General features: G+C 72.5%; 3 protein-coding genes. All 3 read left to right on the top strand.

What is annotated here, in order from left to right; all coding sequences use genetic code 11:
- Positions 1-418 (top strand): YcaO-like family protein (locus tag D7Y13_RS39485; RefSeq protein WP_167508819.1); only part of this gene is annotated, 418 nt, incomplete at its 5' end.
- The gene (locus D7Y13_RS39480; protein WP_120584896.1) at positions 415-1590 is read left to right on the top strand and encodes a TfuA-like protein; all 1176 of its coding nucleotides are present in this window, start codon (positions 415-417) and stop codon (positions 1588-1590) included. The genes D7Y13_RS39485 and D7Y13_RS39480, both read left to right, overlap by 4 nt.
- Before the next feature lie 405 nt (positions 1591-1995).
- Positions 1996-3933, top strand: a complete 1938-nt coding sequence (locus D7Y13_RS39475) for a serine/threonine protein kinase (protein WP_120584895.1) — start codon at positions 1996-1998, stop codon at positions 3931-3933.
- Positions 3934-3986 lie beyond the last annotated feature (53 nt).

The following is a 3986-nucleotide window of genomic DNA, read 5'->3' as shown; positions in this document are numbered from 1 at the left end:
GCCGGTGGCGGCGGCGGTGCTGGTGGACGCGGAGGAGGGGCCGGTGCCGCTCACCGCGGGCTATGCGTGCGCGCTGGAGCGGGACGAGGCGCTGCTCAAGGCCCTGCTGGAGGCCGCGCAGTCGCGGCTGACGGACATCCACGGCGCGCGCGAGGACGTGGCCGCGGCGGACCGCGACGCGGCGCTGGGATTCGCCCAGGCGCTGTCGGAGGTGCGTCCCCGGCACCGCGCGGAAGACATCGTGGACCTGGACACCCGGCGCACGCGGACGGTGACGGCGAGGGTGCGCACGGTGCTGGAGTCGCTGGAGCGCGCGGGCTTCGCCCAGGTGGCGGCGATGGCGCTGGACGCCCCGCTGAGCGGGCTGCACGTGTGGAAGGTCGTGGTACCGGGCATGCGCGTATCGGAGCTCCTGTGAAGCGGCGGGCCGAAGACCTGGTGGTGTTCCTGGGGCCCTCGTTGCCCGCGGCGGAGGCGCACAAGCTGGCGCCGTGCACGGTGCTGCCCCCGGCGCGGCAGGGCGACGTGTGGCGGGCGCTGTCGCTCAAGCCCCGGGCGCTGGTGCTGGTGGACGGCGTCTTCGAGGCGCAACCGTCGGTGTGGCACCACGAGCTGCTCGCGGCGATGGAGGCGGGCGTCGCGGTGTTCGGCGGCGGCAGCATGGGCGCGCTGCGCGCCGCGGAGCTGGCCTCGCACGGCATGGTGGGCGTGGGCCGCATCTTCGGCTGGTACCGCGACGGCGTGGTGGCGGACGACGCGGAGGTGGCGCTGCTGCACGCGGACGCCGAACACGGCTGGCGTCCGCTCACCGTGCCCCTGGTCAACGTGCGCCACGAGGCGGAGCGGGCGCGCAAGGCCCGCGTGCTGGGACGCTCCGGAGCGCAGGCCCTGGTGGAGGCGGCCGCGGGCCTCTTCTACCAGGAGCGCACCTGGGCGCGGATCCGCGAGGCCGTGGCCTCCGCCTGGTCCGGCCCCACGCTCGCCGCTTGGGATGCGTGGTTCGCGGACGGGGTGGAGGACCTCAAGCGGCTGGACGCCATCGCGTGCGTGCGCTCGGCGGCGGAGTTCGTGAGCCTGTCCGCCCCTGTGGAGCCGGGCGCGCGGCGCAATCCGTCGTCGCTGGTGCGCCGACGCAGGCTGGTGGAGGACGTGACGCGCGTGGGCGGCCGGGCCGTGGACTCCGGCCAGGTGCTTGAGCTGCTGCGAGGCGCGCCGGACGCGGCGGCCTGGGCGGAGGCGGGCCTGCGGCGGGCGCTGCTCGCCGGGTGGGTGCGCTCGCTGGGGCTCACGGTGACGGAGGAGGAGATCGCCACCGAGGAGGCCGCGTGGTGGAAGGAGCGGGGCGTGCGGGCTTCGCGCCGCGAGGCCTTCCTCGCCGCCAGCGGCCTGGACGGACCGGGCCTGCGCCAGTTGTGTGAGACGCGCGCGCTGGAGCGGCTGGCCCTGGCGCAGGCGTCGCGGCTGCTTCCGGACGGCCCCTCGTGGGACGAGGCGCTGGCCTCCGAGGCCCGGCTGGGAGGCCAGTGGGAGCAGGCCGCCCGGGCGCTGCTGTCGCAGGCGGATGCCAGCACCGACGGCGACGGCGACTGACGGGCCCGCTCGAACAATCCCAGACAGCGACGTCCACGGACCCCGGCAGGGGGACGGGTCGTCGTGACCCGTGATACAGCCTGTCTCACCGAAACGGGAAGGACCCCCGTGCCCCCTGCCGGGTTGGACCCTCGCCCAGGGGTCTGCCTTCCCAGGACGTCGTGAAAAAACGTGACAGCCCCGCACGGCCGGCTAGGGTCAACCCCGGAGGTTGTCCGCATTGAGCACCGCTCCCTGGGTGGTTCCGCCGAGGTGGCCCACGCCGTCAACGGCCGGGTGCGCTCGCGGTTTGCGGGGAATCCAACCTCCGTGGTGGGATGTGACAGGGAAGGTCTCTCCGGCGGTCTTGTCTCGCCGACATCTCGCTCCTACCCCGCAGGTTGTGTTGCTCCTTGAGCCAGGGCCATGACGACGCCGCTCCACCCGGACCAGTTGGAGGTCGGCCACCACGTTGGACCGTGGCGCATCGTCGGCTCATTGGGCGCGGGGGGCTTCGGCCGGGTCTTCAAGGTGGAGCGGGGCGGGCACGTCTACGCGCTGAAGATCGCGCTGCGTCCCGCGGGGCCGCACGCGGCGGAGGAGGAGGACGTCAACGGCCGGCTGTCGCGTGAAGTGGCGGCGCTGCTCGCCTGCGCGCCGCATCCCAACCTGCCGCGCGTGCACGCGGTGGATCGCTGGCCCGCGCCACCGGACGGCTACTTCTTCCACGTCACCGACTACGTGGACGGAGAGACCTTCCACGAGTGGCGCTGGCGGGTGAAGCCGTCCGCGGCGCACCTGCTCACCGTCTACACGGAGGTCGTGCGGGTGGTGGCGGACCTTCACCGGCGCGGCGTGCATCACCGGGACCTGAAGGCGGACAACCTGCTCATCCGCCGCGTGGATGAGCGGCCCGTGCTCATCGACCTGGGCACCGCGCGCATCCCGGGCGCCTCCACGCTGACGGTGGGCGTGGCGCCCGCGTCCCCGCACCTGTTGCCGCCCGAATGCGTGGCCTTCCTGCGCGAGGGCTCCTGGAAGGCGGGCGCGAACTTCGACGCGGGCGTGCCCGGAGACCTCTACGCGCTGGGCGCGCTGCTCTACGAATCGCTGACGGACGGCTACGCGTTCGACCCGAGGCTGCCCTACGACCGGCTGTTGCCCGCCATCGAGACGGTGGTGCCGCGCGCTCCGCACGAGGTGAACCCCAAGGTGCCCCAGGCCCTGGGCGACATCGCGATGCGGCTCTTGTCCAAGCGCCCCGAGGATCGCTATTCGAGCACGGAGACGCTGCTGCAGGCGCTCTGGGAGGCCGCGAAGGACAAGCGCCAGCAGGAGTGGAAGCTGTCGCTGGACGTCCCCATGGACCGGGAGGCGCCGCTGGTGGACCGGGGCGTGGTGTCGCTGTCCCAGTTCCCCGGGACCGCCCAGGTGCCAGAGCCCGTGCCCGAGCGGGTCGCGACCCTGGCCCCATCCATTGGGTTGTCTCCGTCCGCTGATTCGCCCGTTCCAGGGGAGGGCGCTCCACCGTCGTCCGGGGCGCGGCGTCACCGCATCGCCGGGTCGCTGGGCCTGGGAGTCCTGCTCCTGGGCCTGCTGGTCTTTGGTCTGTTCCGGTCGGTTCCGAGCACCCGCCGCCCCGCTGTCCCGCCTGATTCAGAGAAAGGAAGTTCGTCCGTGACGCCAACCCCGAGTCTTCCCGATGCCTCCGTGCTCGCGGTGGCGTCCGCCCCGGATGCGGGGGCTTCCCCCGAGGAGGCGCCCTCCGCGCCCGTTCAGGACGCCGAAGGGGTCGCGGCCACGCCCACCCCCGTGAAGCCCCTGCGCACGGATGGGGGGATGTTGCGCAAGATCGCCGGAGCGGCCACCGCGGCCTGCGTGGGGGCTTCCTGCGGAGGGGGCACTGGCAGGATCCGCAGCGAGGGGGACACCCTTGACCCGTGCCCCAAGGGCGCCGCCAGGGCCATGAGGGAGCTGCAGATTCCCCCCGCGGGGCTGATGGCTTTTGCGGCCCCAGCGGGGAACGACGAGCTCATGCTGGTCCCGGTCACCGCGGGATGGCGGTCCATGCGGATTGATCCAAATGGTCAGTGGGGCGGAGGGCGGGCGAGAAGCGTGAAGGTGAAGGTCATCTTCGGGAAGGAGCGCACACGGTTCCTGGTCACGGAGGTGACCCAGCTCGATGGGCAGATCCTGCCCATCTGCATGGATTACCTTTCATATATGGACCACATGCCAGGCTGGGCGCCGCTTACGGGTAGGGTTGCGGAGGTCAATCCGCGCGACACGGCCACGGTTCGCTATATCCCGAACCTGATGAACTTCGTTCCGGTGCAGTCCTTCGTGAACGTCGAAGAGGGCTGAAGCCCCCCTTCGCGGGGTCGCCCTACCCAGGGGGAGGGGACCTCGTGGGGTAG

Source organism: Corallococcus praedator, assembly GCF_003612125.1.
In the GTDB taxonomy this organism is placed as follows: Bacteria; Myxococcota; Myxococcia; order Myxococcales; family Myxococcaceae; genus Corallococcus; species Corallococcus praedator.
Note: the sequence above shows the minus strand (reverse complement) of the source record. Positions and strands in the feature narration are given on the sequence as shown.

Coding starts and splice junctions, on each gene's coding strand:
- D7Y13_RS39475 (WP_120584895.1), top strand. CDS start 1,996: ATGACGACGCCGCTCCACCCGGACCAGTTGGAGGTCGGCCACCACGTT.